Origin of the sequence: Microcoleus sp. A003_D6, assembly GCF_036702825.1 — a bacterium.
Classification (GTDB): domain Bacteria; phylum Cyanobacteriota; class Cyanobacteriia; order Cyanobacteriales; family Microcoleaceae; genus Microcoleus.
This window is the reverse complement of the sequence record NZ_JAUBWA010000214.1, coordinates 2,703-6,766: the sequence shown is the minus strand read 5'-3', so window position 1 is coordinate 6,766 and position 4,064 is coordinate 2,703. Positions and strand designations below refer to the sequence as shown.

Annotated in this window: 5 protein-coding genes; 1 reads left to right on the top strand and 4 read right to left on the bottom strand. The window is 41.4% G+C overall.

Translation table 11 applies throughout. The annotated features are described in order from the left end of the window. A partial coding sequence (locus QUB70_RS31185) for an HNH endonuclease (protein WP_332985623.1) occupies positions 1 to 274 on the top strand: 274 nt, incomplete at its 5' end. Between the two features lie 104 nt (positions 275 to 378). Here the strand turns inward: QUB70_RS31185 and QUB70_RS31180 are convergent. From QUB70_RS31180 to QUB70_RS31165, 4 genes are all read right to left on the bottom strand, one after another. Further along, entirely contained in the window at positions 379 to 738 is a 360-nt protein-coding gene (locus tag QUB70_RS31180) for a hypothetical protein (protein WP_332985621.1), read from the bottom strand. 7 nt (positions 739 to 745) lie between these two features. Further along, positions 746 to 1,192 (bottom strand): DUF29 family protein, encoded by a 447-nt coding sequence (locus QUB70_RS31175; RefSeq protein WP_332985620.1) that lies wholly within the window; start codon positions 1,190 to 1,192, stop codon positions 746 to 748. A gap of 28 nt (positions 1,193 to 1,220) precedes the next feature. Then, positions 1,221 to 1,532 carry a hypothetical protein gene (locus tag QUB70_RS31170; protein WP_332985619.1) on the bottom strand — a complete coding sequence of 104 codons (312 nt, stop codon included), beginning with the start codon at positions 1,530 to 1,532 and terminating at the stop codon, positions 1,221 to 1,223. Positions 1,533 to 1,573: 41 nt separating this feature from the next. After that, positions 1,574 to 4,064, bottom strand: a 2,491-nt coding sequence (locus QUB70_RS31165) for a CHAT domain-containing protein (RefSeq protein WP_332985618.1), incomplete at its 5' end; no start/stop codon positions are given.

The window sequence follows — 4,064 nt, the reverse complement described above, 5'->3', positions numbered from 1 at the left end:
CGGTGACTGGATTTACTGGAGTTCTAGACGCGGAGTATACCCTGAAACACCAACAAGAGTGGCAACACTGCTTAAGACACAAAAAGGTAAATGTACCCACTGTGGTCTGTACTTCACACCGGAGGACATTGTAGAAGTTGACCATATCCAACCCCGCTCACTAGGCGGAAAGGATGAGTATAAAAACCTCCAACTTTTGCACAAACACTGTCACGACACAAAAACGGAAAATGACGGCTCCCTCGATAGGAACTATGATAACAATCCGTTTTGAATTGTATCCTTAAAAAAGGATGAAGATATCAAGGAGCGGAATGAGGCGAAAGTCTCACGTTCCGTTCTGAAGGAGAGGTAGGGGTGGCAACGCTCCTATCGACTCTAACAGCTATCGGCTAAATCTCGGTTAGCCTCCGTTTTATCGGTAACTTCGGCATAAATACCGATAGTTTGACCGATGGAAGCATTAATATTTTGAGGTAAAAATGCGAGGGGATTAAATCGAGCGATTTCGTCAGGGATAAAATCTATTTCTTCTGGGAAAAAGAAAGTTAAATCGGCAAAATAGGTATCGTGAAGTAGCAGGGTTTTTAGTTCATTTTTTAGGGGAATTTTTTGAGTTAATCTGTCTTGGAGTTCTTTCCCAAAAGATTTAGCTTTCTCTTCACTAGCTAAATCGGATGGATCGTCGAAAGTGCGAGCGAGGTGAAAAGCGTAAAGACTGATTGTAACATTTTTCATAGCTAATTTATTGAGGGTTTTCAGTAGATTCAATAGAAGTAATCAAAGCTAAGGCACTAGCTATAATATCATCTTCTTTAACCATTGTTTTTAGTTGCCGCGCTTCATAAATGCCTTCAAAAATTTCTAAAGCAGCGCCATCAAGAGCAGAAAAATAGGCTTCAATGAGAGTCTCTTCTAATTCTTCTAAATTCAGATAGAATCCGTTAGATTTGAGACGTTTATTGAGCCGCTTTATGTTTCTAACTGAGTTTCTAATTGAAGTATCCCAAGAGCGAGTTGTCCGATTTTCTACTTTTTGTTTGATTAGATGCAATAGCAAAACTACAGCAAAACTGTAAATGTTATTGATGATATCTTTTTTGCTCATTTCTGCAATTTCTTCGGCAATAACTAGAGCGCCTTTAATATCGCCTTGGAGTAAAAGCTGTTTCAGTTCTAAGATTTCTTCCATTGGTTAAAAAGGGAAATTAGGAGGGTGATTATTTGGATGGATTGCGGGGTTTGTGTATATGAATTTCGTTTCTCAATTTTTCCAGAAGTGTAGGATCGCCAGTGGGTTTATCTTGACTTTCTAGGGGTTTGGAACCACCAAAGCCGAGATGTTTATTCTTATCTACGACGGGTGGTGTATTTTTTAAGTAGGTTTTGTGGGCGGTTTTAACATCCGGGTGCAATTTTAGCCAATCAGAAATTTTTTGCCAAATTTCTTCATCATCTTCTAGTATTTTATCGGCTATTTCTGCCAAGTCAATCCAGTCTGTTTCAGTAAAAAGATCGGATTGGTTTTTCATAACTTCGATAAAACAATTTACATTTTTCTGATGAACCATAATTAAACTCCTTTGCCGATAGCACAGAAAGCTGCCCAATAACAAGGTGAATTGAATAGTTGAAAACCAGCGCCCATATCTTTTTCGTCTTCTTCGAGGATGCTTGCTAGTTCTTCTTGCCAGACATCCTCTAGTTTAGAGTTGGGTAGCCAATCTTGTATTCCTTTAATTGTAACATCTCGGAGCCATTTTTGCGACTGATTGAGGGCGAAAGCGATGTTATTAGATTGTTCAAGTTCTTCGTAGAACTTGGTAATCACTAGAGAAGCAGCAAGGGCGCTCACTGTCCATAAACTACCGATAATATTATGGCTTCCTGCTAACATGAAACCACTGGGTAAACCGATGTATTCGTCACTATTACTGCTGAAGTCGGTAAAACTTGTCTCGCAGGCGGACATGGTGACAAGTCGGCAATTTTTTAGGTCAAAGTGAGCGATAATATCGGCGAGGGTGAGGTTGCCATCGGCTAACTGTAAGCCTGAATCTAAGGGTGAATTAGGATCGAAGAAACCATGACAGTAGAAAAATAAACTGTTGGTCGTTTGCAGTTGGGGGTTTGCATCTGTTTTCCCTGAGTCATTGAGGTTTAGTAATGCCGATCTTTTAGCGTGCTTTTCTTTGAAAACTATCGGCGCTTTAAATTGTTTTTTGATTGCGTTAACAACTCCATAATCTCCATTATTTTCCTTATACAAGTCTTCTGTGGGGGTTTGGATGGCGAATAAACTATCGAATAGTCGCGATGGTTGTTGTTGGACTTTGTGGAGTAATTGACAACTGGGGGTATACCGAACTCCGTCATCGAAGCAGTCAATCAGATAGGGATTTAGAGGGCAACTTTTGTTATTGGGGTGAAAGCGTTGCCAATTTTCTCTACTAACTGGGAGGGCGTGCATTGGAAATAGGTGGAGGTAGCGGTGGGGAACCAGGATTAGTTTATCGCAGGTTTCGGGAATGGAATTGAGAATTTTATCAATGTGGAGAATTTCGGCTAGGGTTGCTAGTTTAGTTTCTAGGTTATTTTGCCATTGTTCGCGGTTACTGTAATAATCTCCTAAATATTCCGTAGTCCAATCAATTAATCGAGCTAAATCTGACTCAGAAAATGAGAAAATTTGTGGTTGAGGGTTGTCGTTAGTGATGATGAAAACACAAAAAGTATTGTCTAAAATGTACCATTCGACAATGGCTGTTTTTTTATCGGCTAACTGCTGAATTTCACCAAATTTGAGAGGAGTATAGGGATAGTTGGCAGCTAAATCTCGGCGTAGTTGGTTGATGATGTCATGATTTTTTTCTTCAGCTTGTTTTAACCGCCGATTTTCCTCGGCAATTCTCAGTCTTAACTGTTGCAACTCTTGGCGCACGTCGGGGGGGATTTCTCCTTTGGGATACAAATCTTTCACTGATAGCAACTCGATTAAGTTTTGCCCCTTGGAACGTTCGGCAAATTCCACAGCTTCGGTGTAAAGTTGTAGTTCGATGCAAACTTCTACCATGCCCAAATAGAGTTTATTCCATTCTTCAGCTAATTTCTGTTTTGTTTCATCCCCCGATTGAATCTCACCCCGTATTAATTCTACTGTTTCAATCGCTGGGGAAAATGTATCATAAGCGAGTTGCCATTGCTGGTTGCTTTGGTAAAAATAACCTAAATTAGATAAAGTCTCTGTATGTTCTTGTGGGAAAGCCTCACGAGTTCTGATAGTTAAAGCATTGTGGTAACACTTTTTCGCCAGTTCGATATTCTGAGCTTTCTCTCCCCTGATTCTGTTTTTGTAGGTTATTGCCAGATTATTTTGCGTGTCTGCCCAATTTTGGGGAAAAGCTTCGCGGGTGCGGACTTCTAAGGCGGCAGTGTAAGAGGCGATCGCAACTTCGATATTCTCTGCTTTCTCTCCCCTGATTCTGTCACTGTAGGCATTTGCGAGATTATTTTGCGTCGTCGCCCAATTTTCGGGAAAGGCATCGCGGGTGAAGACGGATAATGCAGCAGTGTATGATGCGATCGCAACTTCGATATTCTGAGCTTTTTCTCCCCTGATTCTGTTTCTGTAGGCTGCTGCCAGATTATTTTGCGTCATCGCCCAATTTTCGGGAAAGGCATCGCGGGTGTAGACTGTTAATGCAGCAGTGGAATATCCGATCGCAACTTCGATATTCTGAGCTTTCTCTCCCCTGATTCTGTTAATGTAGGCTGTTCCCAGATTACTTTGCGTCATCGCCCAATTTTCGGGAAAGGCATCGCGGGTGTAGACTGTTAATGCAGCAGTGAAATATCTGATCGCAACTTCGATATTCTCTGCTTTCTCTCCCCTGATTCGGGAAGTGTAGGCTCCTGCCAGATTATTTTGCGTCATCGCCCAATTTTCGGGAAAGGCATCGCGGGTGCGGACTGTTAATGCAGCAGTGAAATATCCGATCGCAACTTCGATATTCTGAGCTTTCTCTCCCCTGATTCTGTTAATGTAGGCTGTTCCCAGATTACTT

What these genes read in the sequence shown, in the direction of transcription:
- QUB70_RS31180 (WP_332985621.1), bottom strand. Translation starts at nt 738, where the DNA reads ATGAAAAATGTTACAATCAGTCTTTACGCTTTTCACCTCGCTCGCACT.
- QUB70_RS31175 (WP_332985620.1), bottom strand. Translation starts at nt 1,192, where the DNA reads ATGGAAGAAATCTTAGAACTGAAACAGCTTTTACTCCAAGGCGATATT.
- QUB70_RS31170 (WP_332985619.1), bottom strand. Translation starts at nt 1,532, where the DNA reads ATGAAAAACCAATCCGATCTTTTTACTGAAACAGACTGGATTGACTTG.